Genomic DNA, 16,562 nt, shown 5'->3' on the forward strand with positions numbered 1-16,562 from the left:
CTATGTCAATCTACGTTGTTTTTAGAAGGTGTGAAGGCCACACAACACTCCTCCGGCCTCGGGTCCAGCGTCGCGGCGAACCCGTTCTCACCCAGACCGGCCAGCAGCCCCTCGCACAGCGCGAGGTTCATCGAGCACACGAGCAGCGGATGGCTGTCGGCCAGCACGTGGAAGGGGCAGTTGCGCAGCCGCACCCGCCCGTCCTCCTCGTACGGCTCGTAGCCGCGCGCGCGCAACACCTCCAGGAGATCGCCGGAGGCGGCATCGGAGGCGACGAGGCGCTCCCCCGCCCGCCGGGCGGCCTCCTCGGCCTTCTCCTCGCCGCCCAGCAGGTCGACGGTCTCCGCCAGCACGAGCGCGAGCGTGCGGTAGTCGCGGGGCGGCAGGCTCACGGTCCGCTCCTCGCGCACCCGCCGGTAGACCTTCGCCGGGCGGCCGCCGCCGGGGCCGGCCTTGCCGCTGAGCCGCCGGAAGCCCGCCTCCAGCAACCCCGCGTCAACCAGTTTGTCCAGGTGGTGCGCGGCCAGCGTGCGCTGGACGCCGGTCGCCTCGGCCGCCTCGTTGCGGCCCACGTCCCGCCCCTGCTCGGCCACGAACCGGTACAGCGCCCGCCGTACGGGATCGCCGAGCACGCTCATCGACTCCAGATCGTCGCTCGTCACAGCCGGAGTTTAGGTCGTGGCGGCCGCCACCATCGGACGCCGGCCGGGACGGCCGGTCAAGGGGCTGTTGACACCGCCGCGGAGTACTGCTTTCATTAGGAAACCTTCCTAACTAAACCCCCTCACGGAGGGCTCATCCCCCGCCCGCGCCCCCTTCCCGCCACGACGCATGGCCGCGGGCGGAGAACGGAGCGACGCACGTGAAAGACCCGCTGATCAGGCGCACTCCCCGGCGCGCGGCTCTGCTGCTTGTGGCCGCCGCCGCGGCCGTACTCCCCGCGAACGCGGCGGGAGCCGCCACCGGCGGCCCGGCTGCTACCGGGGAGACCGTGAAGGTGACGGTCAAGGCGGCGCCGGTCGACCTCACGGACCCGAAGAAGAAGGAGATCGCGATGGAGCTCGTCTCCAGCGCGGAGAACTCCTCACTCGACTGGAAGGCCCAGTACAAGTACATCGAGGACATCGACGACGGGCGCGGCTACACCGCCGGGATCATCGGCTTCTGCTCGGGCACCGGCGACATGCTCGACCTGGTCGAGCTCTACACCACGCGCAAGCCCGGCAACGTGCTGGCCAGGTATCTGCCCGCGCTGCGGAAGGTGAACGGCACCGACTCGCATCAGGGGCTGGACCCGAACTTCCCCAAGGACTGGCGCGCCGCGGCCGCCGATCCCGTGTTCCGGCAGGCGCAGAACGACGAGCGCGACCGGGTCTACTTCAACCCCGCGGTGGCCCAGGCCAAGGCCGACGGCCTGCGCGCGCTCGGGCAGTTCGTCTACTACGACGCCATCGTGATGCACGGCCCCGGCACCGACCCGGTCAGCTTCGGCGGCATCCGCAAGACGGCCATGAAGAAGGCGAAGACCCCGGCGCAGGGCGGCGACGAGGTCGCCTACCTCAACGCGTTCCTCGACGCCCGCAAGGCGGCGATGAAGACCGAGGAGGCGCACAGCGACACCAGCCGGGTCGACACCGCCCAGCGGGTGTTCCTCAAGAACGGCAACCTCGACCTCGACCCGCCGCTGCGGTGGAAGGTCTACGGCGACAGCTACCAGATCCTCAGCTGACGCCCGTACGCCAGGGGCCCCTCCCACCGTTGGGTGGGAGGGGCCCCTGTCGTCCGTTGCCGTCAGGCCGCGCCGAGGACGTCCACGACGAAGACGAGCGTGTCGGTGCCCTTGATGCCGCCCTGCGCGTTGCCCTCCTTGCCGTAGCCGAGGTCCGGCGGGATCGTGATCAGGACGCGGCTGCCGACCGGGACGCCGGTCAGGCCCTGCGCCCAGCCCTTGACGACCTGGTCGAGGGCGAACGTCGCGGGCTGGCCGCGGTCCCAGCTGGAGTCGAACTTCTTGTCGGTGCCCCAGATCTTGCCGACGTAGTGGGCGAGGACCGTCTGACCGGCCTTCACCTCCGGGCCGCCACCCTTGATCACGGTCTTGACGACCAGCTTCTTGGGCGCCTTCTCGCTGGTCTTGGTGGTCAGCGCCGGGGCCTTGTCGCCGCTCGGGTTCTCGACCTTCACGCCGTTCACGGCGGGGTCGACGGCAGTGCCCTGGACGGACTTCAGCGCGGCCCCCAGCACGTCGATGACCAGCACCTGGGACACGGCGTTGAAGTCCTGACCCTGCTGCTTGGCCTGGTCGAGCTGCTCCGCGCTCAGGTTGTCCTTGGCGATCACGGCCATCACCCGGCCGCCCGGCTTGGCGCCGATCAGCGCCTCGTGCAGCGCCTTGGGCAGCTGCGGGCTGACCGAGACGAACTCCGACTTGCCCTGGTCGTAGTCGGAGCCTGCCGCCTTGTTCTCCTTGCCGTCCCAGTTGTAGACGGTGACGTTGGCGGTGAGGACGTCGCCGTCCTTGGCCGGGGTGCCCTGGCCCTCGACGACCTTGATGGAGGCCGACGTGAGCGAGGGCTTGCCCGCCGGGAAGGTCACGGTGGGCTTCTTGCCGGCCTCTCCCGTCACCTTGATGGCCGAGGCCGCGGCCTGGCCACTGGAGGCGGGGCTCGCGCTGGACGTGCTCTTCTGCGCGGTTCCGCAGGCGGCGACGAGCAACAAGGGTAGGGCGGCGACGAGTGCCGTACGACGGCGCATATGGGAATCCTCAAACAGACAGCGGGTCCGGGCCAGGCTACCCGAACCCGCCGTCAGAGCGGTGTAAGAGATCACATACCCGCGATGAGCTTCTCGACTCTCTCGTCGACGCTGCGGAACGGATCCTTGCACAGCACCGTCCGCTGGGCCTGGTCGTTGAGCTTCAGGTGGACCCAGTCGACGGTGAAGTCACGCCGCTTCTCCTGGGCCTTGCGGATGAACTCCCCGCGCAGCTTGGCCCGTGTGGTCTGCGGCGGAACCGACTTGGCCTCGAAGATGCGCACGTCGTCGGCCACCCTCTCGACGGCCCCCCGCTTCTGCAGGAGGTAGAACAGCCCGCGCTTGCGGTGGACGTCGTGGTAGGCCAGATCGAGCTGCGCGACGCGCGGCGACGACAGCGGCAGGTCGTACTTCTGTCTGTAACGTTCAATCATCTGGTACTTGGTGACCCAGTCGATCTCCCGCGAGACGAGGTCGAGGTCGCCCGTCTCGACCGCCCGGAGCGTGCGCTCCCACAGCTCCAGCACCCGCTTGGCGATGGCGTCCCCGCCGCGCCGCTCGACGAAGTCCTGCGCCTTGGTCAGGTACTCCTGCTGGATCTCCAGCGACGAGGCCTCACGGCCGTTGGCCAGGCGCACCCTGCGCCTGCCCGTCATGTCGTGGGACACCTCCCGGATCGCCCTGATCGGGTTCTCCAGGGACAGGTCGCGCATCACCACACCGGCCTCGATCATGCGCAGCACCAGGTCGGTGGCGCCGACCTTGAGCAGCATCGTGGTCTCGCTCATGTTCGAGTCGCCCACGATGACGTGCAGCCTGCGGAACCGCTCGGCGTCCGCGTGCGGCTCGTCGCGGGTGTTGATGATCGGCCGGGACCGGGTGGTCGCCGAGGAGACGCCCTCCCAGATGTGCTCGGCCCGCTGGGAGACGCAGTAGACGGCTCCGCGCGGGGTCTGCAGCACCTTGCCCGCACCGCAGATGATCTGGCGGGTCACCAGATAAGGGATCAGGACGTCGGCCAGCCGCCCGAACTCCCCGTGCCGGCCCACGAGGTAGTTCTCGTGGCAGCCGTAGGAGTTGCCGGCCGAGTCGGTGTTGTTCTTGAACAGGTAGATGTCTCCCGCGATGCCCTCCTCGCGGAGCCGCTTCTCGGCGTCCACGAGGAGACCCTCCAGGATCCGCTCCCCCGCCTTGTCGTGGGTGACCAGCTCCACGACGTTGTCGCACTCAGGGGTGGCGTACTCGGGATGGCTGCCCACGTCCAGGTAGAGACGTGCGCCGTTGCGCAGGAATACGTTGCTCGATCGGCCCCAGGACACCACTCGCCGGAACAGGTACCGCGCCACCTCGTCCGGCGACAGCCTCCGCTGCCCGCGGAACGTGCAGGTGACGCCGTACTCGTTCTCCAGCCCGAATATGCGTCGATCCATCACCTCACACTATTCCCATAAACCGGCGGCCGAACAGTGATCAGGCGGTGGAATGCCGAGAAGGAGCGGTCAGGCGGCGTAAATCTCCGTCACCTTGACGATCTGGCCGCCCTGAACGGTGATGAGCGCCCGCAGGTCGCCCGCGTCGGCCCGCAGGACCAGCTTGCCCCGTGAGCAGCGCTGGGTGCCGAGGTACTTGCTGTCGATGGTCTGGTCCTTGCCGTCGCAGCCGACCGCGCTGAGGAACACGACGTTCTTCGCGATCGGCGCGGCGAAGGCCGTCACGTCACCCTCCGGCGGCCCCTCGAAGTGGCCGCTGGTGCTGCCGCCGTACTCCTTGACGAACTTGACGGGCCGGTACTCCGCCACGTTCTCGTCGTGCATGGCGACCAGCTGGCCGCGTACGACACCGTCCCTGCTGGGGCTGAGCCCCTTGGTGAAGTCGTGCCCGGGGTCCGACTGGATGGTCCCGCCGAAGGGGGCCGGCGTCTTGTCCGTGATCGGCGGCCCGGCCTTGCCCGGCTTCCGCGTCGGCGCGGTCGTGCTCGAGTCGGTGGGCGTGTCCGCCGCCGGGGTGTCGGAGGCCGCCGGGTCGGCGGACGGCTCCGCGGGCGACGCCGGGGCCGTCACCGTCACGGTGGCGGTCACGGTGGGCGAGGCCGAGGTGCCGGAGGCTCCGGAGCATGCGGTCAGCGACAGGAGGGCGACGGCGGCGGCCGGAACGCCCGCCCGTCGGAAGAGATCAAAAGTCGTCATAACCGGATGAGAGTAGCGAAATCGGGGGTTGGCTGGACCGAAATGCCCGAGCCGAGCCCATGAGACGGCGGCGCCGCGCCCCTGATGAGGGCGCGGCACCGCGGCCGTACGGACGGGAGGACGGGCTACTCGCCGGAGCCCGTGTCGATGTCGCCCTCGGGGGCGATCGGCGGGGCGGTGTCGGGAGCCTGCTCGGCCTGTTCCTGCTCTGCCCGGGCCTCCTCGGCGGCGGGCTGCCGCGCGCCCCCCTGGCTGTCCTTGGCGGCCTCCAGGAGCTTCTCCAGGCGGGGCCCGGTCAGGCGCAGGAACTTGCGGTGCTCCCTGCCCCGGTCGAGGACGGCGACCTCGATCTGGGTCACCGGGGGACGCTCGCCGCCCGGCTCGGTCAGGGCGGCCAGCGCGGCGTCGAGGGCCTGCGGCAGCGGCAGTCCCTCGCTGTAACGCTCCTTCAGGCGCCCTCCGACGGCGTCGGCCTGGCCGCCGATCACGGCCATGCCCTGCTCGTCGAAGACTGAGCCGTCGAAGGTGATCCGGTAGATCTGGTCGTCCTCGGCCGCCTCGCCGACCTCCGCGACGACGATCTCCACCTCGAACGACTTGATCGACTCGGTGAAGATCATGCCGAGGTGCTGGGCGTACAGGTTCGCCAGGCCGCGGCCGGTGACGTCGTTGCGGTTGAAGGTGTAGCCGTTGATGTCCGCGTAGCGGATGCCGGCCAGGCGGAGCGACTCGAACTCGTTGTAGCGCCCCACCGCGGCGAAGCCGATGCGGTCGTAGATCTCGCTGATCTTGTGCAGCGCCTTGGACGGGTTGGGCGCCACGAACAGGATGCCGTCCGCGTACTGCATCACGACCACGCTGCGACCGCGAGCGATGCCCTTGCGGGCATACTCCGCCCTGTCCCGCATGATCTGCTCGGGCGAGGCATATCCTCCGAAGGGGATGGACACCGGGGGTGATCCTCTCTTGGGTTAGCGCAGCGGCGCGGTCGGGCCTTCGGGGGCGGTCATCCGCCTCTCCAGCATGGACTCCACGAACTCGGCGATCTCGTCGTCCGGGAGGCGGCGGAAGCCGTCGGCGGTGATGACGGACACGACCGGCCAGATCTTCCGCATCACGTCGGGGCCGCCGGTCGCCGAGTCGTCGTCGGCGGCGTCGTACAAGGCGTGCAGGCAGGCCAGGACCGTGTCCTGCGGGCTGGAGTTCTCCCGGTAGAGCTTCTTGAGCGAGCCCCGGGCGAAGATCGAACCCGAGCCGATCGAGTGGAACTCCCTCTGCTCGTACGGCCCGCCGCCCACGTCGTAGCTGAAGATCCGCCCGGAGTCGTGGGACGGGTCGTAGGCCGCGAAGAGCGGCACGACCACGAGGCCCTGCATGGCCATGGGCAGGTTTCCGCGGATCATGGTGGCCAGGCGGTGCGCCTTGCCCTCGGTCGACAGCGAGCGACCTTCGGTCTTCTCGTAGTGCTCCAGCTCGACCCGGTAGAGCCGGGCCAGCTCCAGGCCGGTGCTCGCGGTGCCCGCGATGCCCATGCAGGAGTAGTCGTCGGTGCGGAACACCTTCTCGATGTCCCGCTGCGAGATGATGTTCCCGGAGGTCGCACGCCTGTCGCCCGCCATCACCACGCCGCCGGCGCAGGTCGCCGCGACGATGGTGGTCGCGTGCGGGATCTCGTCACCCACCGGCGCCGCCAGCGACTCGTTGCGGGCGGGCAGCAGGTTCGGCGCGTGCACGCCTAGGAACTCTGAGAACGACGACGATCCCGTATATGTGAAGAGGCTGTTCATCCAGGCTGGCTGAGATGCCACGCGACTCCCTCCAAGCATGCGTTGTTACGCCCGACCATACTCAGGTCTCAGCGCTGGTTGCACTCTTCCCGATCAGCTCAGCGCGAACCAGACATCCCGCAAGAGGCCGGGCGCGCGTCCCTTACTCGTTCACCAAACCGTTTCTTTACGTGTCGGTAATCGCGTGCGAGTGTCGATTTGTCCGTACGTCAGGACTACGGGGAGGTCGATCATGAGACCTGCGCTCGCGGTGGCGGCGGTGGCCCTGTTGACTCTGGGCGCCTGCGGCACCGGCGGCTCCGACGATTCCGGCGACTCCACAGACGAGGGCGTCACCCTGACCATCACCGCCAACGCGATCTCCGGCGGCAAGAACGCCGAGACCGCCGACTGGACGGCCAAATGGGTCATCCCGCGGTTCGAGGCCGCGCAGAAGGCCAAGGGCCGCGACGTCCGCGTGGTGTTCCAGCCGAGCGGCGTGGACGACGAGCAGTACAAGACGAAGGTCGCCCTCGACCTCAAGTCACGGGCGGGCGCCGACGTCATCGACCTCGACGGCATCTGGGTGGGCGAGTTCGCCCAGGCCGGGTACGTCAAGCCGCTCGCCGAGGTCGCCGGTCCCGAGGCGGACTCCTGGGAGGGGTGGAGCCAGATCCCGCAGGCCGTGCAGGGCCTCGGCACGTTCGAGGGCAAGAGGTACGGCCTGCCGCAGGGCACCGACGGGCGGGTGCTGTTCTACAACAGGGCCCTGTTCCGGAAGGCCGGCCTGCCGGACCGCTGGCAGCCGCGGAGCTGGCAGGAGATCCTCGACGCCGGCGGGGCGCTCAAGAGGGCCGGCGTCCCCGTCCCGATCCAGATCGACGCCGGCACCGCCATGGGCGAGGCGACGACCATGCAGGGCGCGCTGCCGCTGCTGGCGGGCGCGGGGGCGCAGATCTACGCGGACGGCAAGTGGACCGGCGCCTCCCGGGCGCTCAAGGACGTGCTGGACTTCTACCGGCAGGTCTACTCCGGCGGCCTCGGCGACCCCAGGCTGCAGCAGGAGGCGCGGGGACGGGACAAGTCGTTCGCCCAGTTCGCCGAGGGCAGGATCGCCATCCTGGCGGAGGGTGACTACTTCTGGCGGTCGGTGATCGAGCCCGAGGCCGGGGTCGCCCCGATGAAGGACCGCGACTCGGTCGTCGGCTACGCCCTGATCCCCGCCCAGCGCCCCGGGGCCGGCATCCGGGGCCAGGACTTCGTCAGCATGTCCGGCGGCGCCGTACGGGTGCTCAACCCCAACTCGAAGAACCCGAAGCTGGCCTGGGAGCTGCTGTCGTTCATGCACTCGGCCGAGGCCACCACGTCGCAGCTCGCCGGGGCCGCCCGGATCACGGCGCGCAAGGACGTGAACGACACGGTGCTGGGGGCCGACCCGATGCTGAAGTTCGTCTCCGACGAGGTCCTGCCCCTCACGGCGTACCGGCCGCCCCTGGCCGTCTACCCGCAGGTGTCGGTCGCCCTGCAGGAGGCCACGGCCGCGGTCGTGGCGGGCACGAGCGTGGAGGAGGCGGCCGCCGCCTACCAGCGCAAGGTCGAGTCCCTCGTCGGCGGCCCCGCCAATGTCGCGAGCTGAGCATGTCGCGAGCTGAGTCCGGCACGCTGGGCCGCCGTCCCGCCGTGGGGTTCGTGCTGCCGGCGCTGGTGCTGATCGGGGTGTTCCTGGTCTTCCCCGCGCTGTGGACCGTCTATCTGGGCCTCACGGACTACCGGCTCACCGGCCTGGCGGCGGCCGATCCGCAGGTGGTGGGGGCGGCCAACTACGCCGAGGCGCTGGGCGACGAGCGGTTCCGCTCGTCGCTGTGGCTCACCGTGCAGTTCGTGCTCGGCTCGGCCGTGCTCGGGCAGGCGGTGCTCGGGTTCGCGATCGCGTGGGCGCTGCGCGACCGGCGGGGGCCGCTGAAGAGCCTCACCGAGGGGCTGGTGCTGCTGGCGTGGATCCTGCCGTCGTCGGTCGTCGCGTTCCTGTGGATCGCGCTGCTCGACCGCGACGGCGGGACGCTGAACGCGATCCTGCACACGCCCGGCTTCGCCTGGCTGCTCGACCACCCGATGGCGTCGATCATCGTGTTCAACGTCTGGCGCGGCACGGCGTTCTCGATGATGCTGTACGGCGCGGCGCTGGAGAACGTGCCGCCGTCGCACCTGGAGACCGCCCGGCTCGCCGGCGCGTCGACGCTCCAGCAGCTCAGGGATGTGGTCTTCCCGCACATCAAGGGGCATGTGCTGACGAACCTGCTGCTGATCACGCTGTGGACGTTCAACGACTTCACGGCCTTCCAGCTCACCGCCGGAGGCCCCGAGGGGCGGTCGGAGATCCTGCCCGTCTACATCTACAACGTCGCGATGAGCGGCGGCAGGCTCGGTTTCGGCGCCGCGGTCTCCTTCCTCGTCCTCGTGGTGAACCTGGTCCTGGCCTTCGCCTACCTGCGCCTCCTGCGGTCCCGGGGGGAAGTGAGGCCGTCATGACGCCGGTGCGCCACATGCTGGGGACCATCGGGCGGGCCACCTTCCTGGCCCTGGTGCTGGGGTTCTTCGCGCTGCCGCTGCTGTGGCTGGCCTCGGCGCCGTTCGACGCCCACCCGTCGATCACGGCCTCGGTGCCGGAGTTCACGCTGGCGAACTTCCGGGCTCTGCTGGACAACCCGTACGCGCTGGGCTCGCTGCGCAACTCGCTGATCCAGGCGTGCGGCAGCGCGGCCCTGGTCGTGACGCTGGCCGCGCTGGCGGCGTACGCGCTGTCGCGGGCGCGGGTGCCCGGTCGCGACGCGCTGCTGTACGTCCTGCTGCTCCTGTCGTCGGTGGTGACGGGGACGGCGGCGATGGTGCCGCTGTTCGAGCTGGCGACCCGGCTGAACCTGATCGACACCCACCTCGGCGTCGTGCTCACGCTGTCGGGCGGCCTGCTCCCCGCCGCGATCTTCATCCTGAAGGACTTCATGGACGCCACGCCCACGTCGTACGAGGAGTCGGCGCGGGTGTTCGGCGCGTCGTCGGGGCAGGTGCTGCGGCACGTCGTGATCCCGCTGGTGCGGCCCGGCCTGGCGACGATCGCGGTGTGGGCGGTCGCAGGAGTGTGGGGCAGCTTCCTGCAGCCGTTCATCCTGCTGCGCGACCCGGACAAGGCCCCCGGCGCGGTCATCCTCTACACGCTCTACACCGAGGGCGGCGCGCCGCGCCTCGACGTGATCTCGGCGTTCTCGCTGCTCTACTCGCTGCCGGTGGTGGTGATGTACGTGTTCGTCAGCCGGAGGTACGGCTTCCGCTTCCACGGGGGGATCAAGCGGTGATCGCGTTGCGCGGCCTGACCAAGGAGTTCCCCGGCGGGGTGCGGGCGGTCGACTCGCTCGACCTGGAGATCGGCGACGGCGAGTTCTTCGCGCTGCTGGGCCCGTCGGGCTGCGGCAAGACGACGCTGCTGCGGACGATCGCCGGCCTGGAGACCCCCACATCGGGGCGGATCGAGATCGGCGGCGTGGACGTCACCGGGACGCCTCCGGGACGGCGGGACGTCGCGATGGTCTTCCAGGACTACGCGCTGTTCCCGCACATGGACGTGACCGCCAACATCGCCTATCCGCTGCGGATCAGGAAGGTCCCGCGGGCCGAGCGTGCGGAGAAGGCCGCCGAGACGGCGTCCCGGCTCAGCCTGTCGGAGCTGCTGGACCGCAGGCCCGGCCAGCTGTCCGGCGGGCAGCAGCAGCGCGTGGCGCTCGCGCGTGCGGTCGCCTGCCACCCCAAGGCGTTCCTGTTCGACGAGCCGCTGTCGAACCTGGACGCGCGGCTGCGCCTGGAGGCCCGCACGTTCCTCAAGCGCCTGCAGCGCGAGCTGGCGGTGACCACGGTCTTCGTCACGCACGACCAGAGCGAGGCGCTCGCGCTGGCCGACCGCATCGCGGTCATGTCGGCCGGGCGGATCACGCAGCTCGGCACGCCGTCCGAGGTGTTCCGCCGCCCGGCCACCACGTTCGTGGCCTCCTTCATCGGGTCGACGCCGATGAACCTGCTGCCGGGCGTCGCGAAGGACGGCGTGCTGCGGGTGGCCGGGGCCGAGTTCCCCCTGCCGGACGGCGCGCCCGAGGGCGAGGTCGTGTACGGCCTGCGGCCCGAGTACGCCGACCTGACCACCCGGGAGCCCGGGGAGAAGGGGGCGTTCCCGGGGAAGGTGGCGGTGGTGGAGAACCTCGGCACGGCCCATCTCGTCACGCTGGAGTGCACGGACCACCTGCTGCAGGTGGTGGTCCCCGAGGGCGCCGAGCCCCCGCCGGGTACGGCGGCCTGGGCGGTGCCCCGCCCGGGCCGGGCGCTGCTCTACCGCGACGACACCCTGGTGGGTGGCGCGTGACGACCAGGGCCGCGATCAGCGGGACGTGGACGCTGGACGACCGGCTGGCCGGGCCGGTGGCGGAGGTGCCGGTGGAGGTGCGGCCCGGCACGGCCGCACTCACGGTGCGCCTGTCCTACGACCGGTCGGCCGGCGTGCTCGACCTCGGCTGCGCCGGGCCGGCCGGGTTTCGCGGCTGGTCGGGGGGCGCTCGCTCCGAATACACCATCACCCCGTCCTGGGCCACCCCGGGCTATCTTCCCGGCGAGATCGAGCCGGGGGTGTGGCGGGTGCTGGTCGGACTGCACCGGGTGCCCCTCGGCGGCCTGCCGTACGAGATCCGGGTGATCAGGCACGTGCGCCCGCCCGCCCGGCCGCGCCGGCGCCGCAGCCGCTTCTCCCGCGTGCCCGCGCCCGTCCCGCCCGAGCCCGCCGCCGTACGGCGCCGCCTGCCGTCGCCGCCGGGATACCGCTGGCTCGCCGGGGACCTGCACGCGCACACCGACCACTCGGACGGGACGCTGAGCGTCTACGAACTGGCCTGTGTGGCGGCCGCGGCCGGGCTGGACTTCCTCGCGGTGACCGACCACAACACCGTCAGCCACCACGTGGAGCTCGCGGCGGCCTCGGCGCTGGCCGGACTCGTGCTCGTGCCCGGGCAGGAGGTGACCACCGACCTCGGGCACGCGGGCGCGCTCGGGGACGTCGGCTGGATCGACTTCCGGCGGCCCCCCGACGAGTGGGCGAAGGCCGTACGGGACCGGGGCGGGGTGCTGTCGGTCAACCATCCGGTGGCGGCCGACTGCGCCTGGCGGCACCCGATGACCGACCGGCCGCGGGTCGTCGAGCTGTGGCACTGGAGCTGGTGGGACCGCAGCTGGGGCGCGCCGCTGGCCTGGGCGCAGGCCTGGACGCACGATGTGATCGGCGACCCGGCCGGCGATCTCGTGGTGGTGGGCGGCGGCGACTACCACCGGCCCGAGGAGGGTCACCTGCCCGGCGCGCCGACGACGTGGGTGCTCGCCGAGGGCGACGGCCGCGGTCCCGAGGCGGCCGGGGCGGTCGTACGGGCCGTGGCGGAGGGGCGGACGGCGGTGTCGGCCTCCCCCGGCGCCCCGCTGCTGCTGCGGCTGGAGGACGAGTTCCTCGCCGTGGACGCCGACGGGCTGGTGCTGTGGGGTCCGCAGACCCGGCGGGTGGTCAGGGGGGACCTCACCCTCCTGCCCGCCCATCCCGGGGTGCACCGGCTGGAGACGCACGCCAACGAGGTGATGGCCGTCTGCACCTGACGGGGTTGCGCTCCACCGCCGATGGGGAGGTGCAGGGCAGGCCGCCGAGCGGAGGAAGGTGAGGACGTGGAGACGGTGAAGGTGGGGATCGCCGGGCTGGGCGTGGTCGCACAGGTCGTCTACCTGCCCCTGCTCGCGCGGCGGCGCGACCTGTTCCGGGTCGCGGCCGTGTGCGACCTCGACCGCGGGCACGCGGAGGCGGTCGGCCGGGAGGCGGGCGTCCCGGCGTACGACGATCCGCTGGCGATGCTCGACAAGGGCGGGTTCGACGCGCTGATCGTGCTCACGCCGGGGTCCCACGGGCCGCTGGTGCGGGCCGCCCTCGAACGCGGCCTGTGGGTGCTGTGCGAGAAGCCCCTCGCCTACAGCCGGGCCGAGCTGAGCGGCTTTTCCGGCGAACGGCTGATGGCCGGCTACATGAAGCAGTACGACCCGGCCTCCCAGCGGCTGCTGGAGGCGCTGCACGAGGCCGGCGGGCCGGAGGTCGTCCGCCACCTGGACGCCACCGTGCTGCACCCGTCGGAGGAGTCGCAGCTGCTGTTCGCCCGGGCGCGGCCCGGACATCCCGCGCCCGAGGCGGTGGCCCCCTACGCGGAGGCCGACGAGCGGGCGCTCACCGCCGCGCTCGGCACGCCGTCGGAGCGGCTGCGGCGGCTGTACGCCGAGGTGCTGCTGAGCAGCCTGTGCCACGAGCTGTCGCTGATGCGGCTGTTCACGGGGTCTCCCGACACGGTGGACCACGTGGCCGTGTGGCCGGTGGAGGCGTTCCCGCCGTCCCTGGAGGTGAGCGGGACGCTCGGAGGCGAATGCTCCGGCAGGTACGGCATCCGCTGGCACTACCTGCCGAGCTACCCGGCCTACCACGAGGTCATGACGCTGCACCACGAGCACGGCTCGCTGGAGCTGCGCTTCCCCTCCCCTTATCTGCTGAACGCGCCCACCCGGCTGACGGTCACCTGCCGCGTCGGCACCACCGAGCGGACGGTCGTCAACGAGGACGTCGCCGAGGCGTTCGAACGCCAGCTGCGCGCCTTCCACCGCTTCGTCACCCAGGAGGAACCGCCGCTCACCGGACTCGACGGGGCCCTGGAGGATATCGTCACGGCGCAGCGGATCGTGCACCGGTACGCGCGGTGGGCGGGCATCCCCATCGGCGGAGAGTGCGCCCAGGAGGTCACCGGCGCCCCCCGGGAGGCGACCGCCGGGGCCGACAGCAGCTACGCCGAGGAGGGCGGGAGTGGAGCCAGCGGTCACGCCGAGGAGAGCCTCAGCAGATAGCGACAGGATCGTGGTGGTCCCGCACACGCACTGGGACCGGGAGTGGTACCTCCCCTTCCAGCGGTTCCGGGTCGGGCTGGTGCGGGTGCTCGACGAGGTCCTGGACGCCATGGCCGCCGACCCCGCCTACCGCTTCACGATGGACGGCCAGCTCGCGGCGATCGAGGACTACCTCGAGATCCGGCCCGCGCGGCGCGGCGACGTCGCCCGCTTCGTCGCCGAGGGACGGCTGGCCGTCGGGCCCTGGCTGATCCTCGCCGACGAGTTCCTGTGCTCGGGCGAGACCCTGCTGCGCAACCTGGAGTACGGCATGCGGGGCGCCGCCGCGCTCGGCGGCGCGATGCCCGTCGGCTACCTGCCCGACCAGTTCGGCCACTGCGCCCAGATGCCGCAGATGCTGGCGCTGGCGGGGCTGCGCCTGGCGTGCCTGTGGCGCGGCGTGCCCGCGCACGTGGACCGCGACGCCTTCGACTGGACCGGCGCCGACGGCACCACGATCAGGACCGGATATCTGCCCGGCGGGTACGGCAACGCCTTCGGCCTGTTCACCGGCCCCGCCGAGGGCATGCCCGACCGCGTGACGGCCTTCGTCTCCACGGCGAAGGGCTGGGCGGCCGGTGACACCCTGCTGGCGATGTACGGTGCGGACCACTCGGCGCCGGCCCGCGAGATCACCGCGTCGGGGCTCCGCGTCGCCACCCTCGCCGAGGCCCTGACCGGCGATCCGGCGGATGGAGAGGTGCCGCGGGTGGCGGGCGAACTGCGCTCGCACGCGCGGGCCAACATCCTGCCCGGCGTGATCTCGGCCCGGGTGCCGCTGAAGCAGGCCATGGCCCGTGCCGAGCGGATCCTCACCCGCTACGCGGAACCGCTGTCGGCGCTGTGGCTCGCCGACCGGTCCGCCGGTGAACGCCTCATCGACATGGCCTGGCGGTCGGTCATCGCCTGCAGCGGGCACGACTCGGTCACCGGGTGCGGTTCGGACGAGACCGCCCAGCAGGTGGCCGCGAGGATCGCCGAGGCCGGGCAGACGGCCCAGGCGGTCGTGGACCTGGTCGCGGCGTCCCTCGCCGAGGCCGCGCCGAAGGGCGCGCTCGTGGTCGTCAACCCGTCCCCGTTCGAGCGGACCGGCCTGGTGCTCGCCGACCTGCCGGAGGACCGCGCGTCCCTGGCGGACGCCTCGGGGCGGGCCGTCCCCGTCCAGCGGCTCGAACACGCTCCGACCCTGCTCGACGAGACCGTCATGGACGACCTCTCCCGGCTTCTCGGGCGCGTCCACGAGCGGGAACTGTACGGCCACGAGATCGTCTCCTGGCACGCCGGGGACGGCGTGTTCACCGTCACCGTGAGCAGGCACGCCTCCGGCGCGTACGCCTACGAGGACCTGCGCCGGGCGGTCCTGGAGGCCGGTCCCGGGCCGTGGGTCGTCCGCACGGTGGCCGAGCCCGTGGTCACCGTGGCCGCGCTGGTCACCGTGCCGCCGCTCGGCCGTGCCGTCCTCACGGCCCGTCCGCCCGCGCCCGGCCGGACCGCCCCCGTCGCGAACACCCCCGTCGCGAACACCCTGAGGACCGACCCGTACGGATTCGAGCCGGTGCTGGACAACGGGCTGCTGCGGGTGCGCGTGGCCGGCGACGGGACGCTCTCGCTGCGCGGCGCGGGCGGGACCGAGGTCCACGGCGTCGGGCGGATCGTCCACGGCGGGGACGCCGGGGACACCTACAACCACGCGCCCCCGCCACACGACCGGCTCCTCGACCGGCCCTCCCGGGTCGTCGTCGAGGAGGTCTGCGCGGGCCCGCTGACCGGCGCGTACGAGATCACGCGGGTGTACGACTGGCCGGCCGGCCTCGGCGACGCCGCCGGCTCCGACGCCGCCGAGACCGTGCCCACGGCCGTCACGACCCGGGTGGAGCTCAGGGCGGGCGAGCCGTTCGCGCGGTGCGAGATCACGATGGACGTGCGCTGCCGCGACCACCGCGTCCGCTGGCACACGCCGCTGCCCCGCGCGGCGGCCGAGTCGTACGCGGAAGGACAGTTCGCCGTGGTGCGGCGCGGCCTGGCGGCCGAGGGCGGGGGCGGCGAACGCCCGATCCCGACCTTCCCCGCCGAGTCCTTCGCCGCCGCCGGCGGCCTGGCCGTGCTGCTCGACCACGTCACCGAATACGAGATCGTCAGGGACGAGATCGGCGGGGACGGGACCGAGATGGCGCTGACGCTCGTGCGGTCAGTCGGCTACCTGTCCAGGAACCGCAACCCCTACCGCGACGAACCCGCCGGGCCCGAGGTGCCCACCCCGGCCGCCCAGTGCCGGGGGCCGCTGGCCGTGCGCTTCGCCGTCCTGCCGTACGCGGGCGAGTGGCACGAGGCCGGGCTGCCGAGGCTCGCCGAGGAGTTCCGCCACGACCTGCTCGCCGTGCCGGGCACCGGCGCCAACGCGGGGGACGGGGACGGCCCGGGCGGAGGCGGTCGCGTCGCGATCAGCGGAGACGGCGTCATGATGGCCGCCCTGCGCGAGCGGGACGGACGGCTGGAGGTCCGCCTGGTGGCCGAGCATCCCACGGCCACCGAGGCGGTCGTCCGGGGAGATTTCACCGCGGCCTGGACGGCCGGCGTGCTGGGCTCTCCCCTGAGCCCTCTGGAGGTGTCTCGCGACGAGGTGTTCCCCGGCGATGGGGCGGACGGACAGGGGCCCGCGAGGTCCCCTGGGTCGTGGCGGACGGTGCGCGTCCCGCTGAATCCGTTCGAGATCGCGACCGTTCATCTCGGCAGAGCCTGACGCCCGGCCCGCACGGCGTCACCCACCTGCACAGCGCCACCCCAACGGGGCCACCTTCACGGGGCCGGTGGAACCGGGACGCCTGCCGGATACCGCGTCGTCTGGCGCGTCATCGTCTGCCGCATC

General features: G+C 71.8%; 14 protein-coding genes. 8 read left to right on the top strand and 6 right to left on the bottom strand.

The window, feature by feature from the left end:
- Window positions 1-5: 5 nt before the first annotated feature.
- Entirely contained in the window at window positions 6-662 is a 657-nt protein-coding gene (locus QSK36_RS09820) for a helix-turn-helix transcriptional regulator (protein ID WP_183531286.1), read from the bottom strand.
- 200 nt (window positions 663-862) lie between these two features.
- On the opposite strand from QSK36_RS09820, the gene QSK36_RS09825 reads away from it, so the two are divergent.
- Window positions 863-1,729 carry a chitosanase gene (locus QSK36_RS09825; protein ID WP_285782137.1) on the top strand — a complete coding sequence of 289 codons (867 nt, stop codon included), beginning with the start codon at window positions 863-865 and terminating at the stop codon, window positions 1,727-1,729.
- Between the two features lie 62 nt (window positions 1,730-1,791).
- On the opposite strand, the gene QSK36_RS09830 is transcribed toward QSK36_RS09825, so the two are convergent.
- The 5 genes from QSK36_RS09830 to prcB form a co-directional block, all read right to left on the bottom strand.
- Window positions 1,792-2,754 carry an FKBP-type peptidyl-prolyl cis-trans isomerase gene (locus tag QSK36_RS09830; RefSeq protein WP_285782138.1) on the bottom strand — a complete coding sequence of 321 codons (963 nt, stop codon included), beginning with the start codon at window positions 2,752-2,754 and terminating at the stop codon, window positions 1,792-1,794.
- A 71-nt stretch (window positions 2,755-2,825) separates the two neighbouring features.
- Window positions 2,826-4,184, bottom strand: a complete 1,359-nt coding sequence (gene pafA / locus QSK36_RS09835) for a Pup--protein ligase (RefSeq protein ID WP_183531284.1) — start codon at window positions 4,182-4,184, stop codon at window positions 2,826-2,828.
- A 69-nt stretch (window positions 4,185-4,253) separates the two neighbouring features.
- Complete coding sequence (locus tag QSK36_RS09840) at window positions 4,254-4,940, bottom strand: RodZ family helix-turn-helix domain-containing protein (RefSeq protein ID WP_285782139.1); 687 nt, start codon at window positions 4,938-4,940, stop codon at window positions 4,254-4,256.
- Window positions 4,941-5,065: 125 nt separating this feature from the next.
- Window positions 5,066-5,884 (bottom strand): proteasome subunit alpha, encoded by an 819-nt coding sequence (gene prcA, locus QSK36_RS09845; protein ID WP_285782312.1) that lies wholly within the window; start codon window positions 5,882-5,884, stop codon window positions 5,066-5,068.
- 27 nt (window positions 5,885-5,911) lie between these two features.
- On the bottom strand, window positions 5,912-6,727 hold the full coding sequence (gene prcB / locus QSK36_RS09850) for a proteasome subunit beta (protein WP_285782313.1): 816 nt from the start codon (window positions 6,725-6,727) through the stop codon (window positions 5,912-5,914).
- 232 nt (window positions 6,728-6,959) lie between these two features.
- On the opposite strand from prcB, the gene QSK36_RS09855 reads away from it, so the two are divergent.
- The 7 genes from QSK36_RS09855 (at window position 6,960) to QSK36_RS09885 (ending at window position 16,436) form a co-directional block, all read left to right on the top strand.
- Complete coding sequence (locus QSK36_RS09855; protein ID WP_285782140.1) at window positions 6,960-8,342, top strand: extracellular solute-binding protein; 1,383 nt, start codon at window positions 6,960-6,962, stop codon at window positions 8,340-8,342.
- A gap of 2 nt (window positions 8,343-8,344) precedes the next feature.
- On the top strand, window positions 8,345-9,235 hold the full coding sequence (locus tag QSK36_RS09860) for a carbohydrate ABC transporter permease (RefSeq protein ID WP_285782141.1): 891 nt from the start codon (window positions 8,345-8,347) through the stop codon (window positions 9,233-9,235).
- A complete protein-coding gene (locus QSK36_RS09865) occupies window positions 9,232-10,056 on the top strand; it encodes a carbohydrate ABC transporter permease (protein WP_142559173.1) in 825 nt (274 codons plus the stop codon). Before QSK36_RS09860 ends, QSK36_RS09865 begins: the two co-directional genes overlap by 4 nt.
- Window positions 10,053-11,111 carry an ABC transporter ATP-binding protein gene (locus tag QSK36_RS09870; RefSeq protein ID WP_183531279.1) on the top strand — a complete coding sequence of 353 codons (1,059 nt, stop codon included), beginning with the start codon at window positions 10,053-10,055 and terminating at the stop codon, window positions 11,109-11,111. Before QSK36_RS09865 ends, QSK36_RS09870 begins: the two co-directional genes overlap by 4 nt.
- Window positions 11,108-12,379 (top strand): CehA/McbA family metallohydrolase, encoded by a 1,272-nt coding sequence (locus tag QSK36_RS09875; RefSeq protein ID WP_285782142.1) that lies wholly within the window; start codon window positions 11,108-11,110, stop codon window positions 12,377-12,379. Before QSK36_RS09870 ends, QSK36_RS09875 begins: the two co-directional genes overlap by 4 nt.
- A 66-nt stretch (window positions 12,380-12,445) precedes the next feature.
- A complete protein-coding gene (locus QSK36_RS09880; protein ID WP_285782143.1) occupies window positions 12,446-13,657 on the top strand; it encodes a Gfo/Idh/MocA family protein in 1,212 nt (403 codons plus the stop codon).
- Between the two features lie 10 nt (window positions 13,658-13,667).
- On the top strand, window positions 13,668-16,436 hold the full coding sequence (locus QSK36_RS09885; protein WP_285782144.1) for a glycoside hydrolase family 38 N-terminal domain-containing protein: 2,769 nt from the start codon (window positions 13,668-13,670) through the stop codon (window positions 16,434-16,436).
- Window positions 16,437-16,562: the final 126 nt, after the last annotated feature.

Source organism: Microbispora sp. NBRC 16548 (assembly GCF_030268985.1).
Taxonomy (GTDB): domain Bacteria; phylum Actinomycetota; class Actinomycetes; order Streptosporangiales; family Streptosporangiaceae; genus Microbispora; species Microbispora catharanthi.